General features: G+C 72.6%; 1 protein-coding gene. It reads right to left on the bottom strand.

What is annotated here, in order from left to right; all coding sequences use genetic code 11:
- Positions 1-13: 13 nt before the first annotated feature.
- Positions 14-547 (bottom strand): acyltransferase domain-containing protein (locus P1P70_RS45575; RefSeq protein WP_319248486.1); only part of this gene is annotated, 534 nt, incomplete at its 5' end.

Raw genomic sequence — 547 nt, forward strand, 5'->3', positions numbered from 1 at the left:
CCTTGTACTTGTTTCATGTTTTCTGCCTGTTTCGTGGGTGTTGAGATGTGTATAAGAGACAGGCCCGGCCGTCCGTCCACCAGTGCCGGGTATGCCGCCAGCGCGGCGCGGGCAGGTCGATGACGCGGCCCGGAGGCCGTGGGAGCTGGGCTCCGGCGGTGTGCAGGGTGCCGAGCCGGGTCAGGAAGTCGGCGGAGGTGTCGGCGTCCCGGTGGAGTGTGCCGAGGACGAGGGCGCCGGGCGCGTTGTCCGTGATCGCCCGGGCCAGGACCGGGTGGGGGGAGAGTTCGACGAACGCGGTGTGACCGTCGGCGGCGGCCGCGGCGACCGCACGGTCGAGACGCACGGGCCTCCGCAGATTGGCGGCCCAGTGCGCCGCGTCGAACACGCAGTCGCCGCGCGGATCGTCCAGCACGGTGGAGTAGACCGGGACTCGGGGGCGACCGCCCCGGATGTCGGCCAGCTCGGCCGTCAACTCAGGGAGCAGCGGGTCCACCTGGGCCGAGTGGCCCGCCCCGACCACCCGCATCGCCCGAGCGGCCCGCCC

Origin of the sequence: Streptomyces sp. MB09-02B, from assembly GCF_033794485.1 — a bacterium.
Lineage (GTDB): Bacteria > Actinomycetota > Actinomycetes > Streptomycetales > Streptomycetaceae > Streptomyces.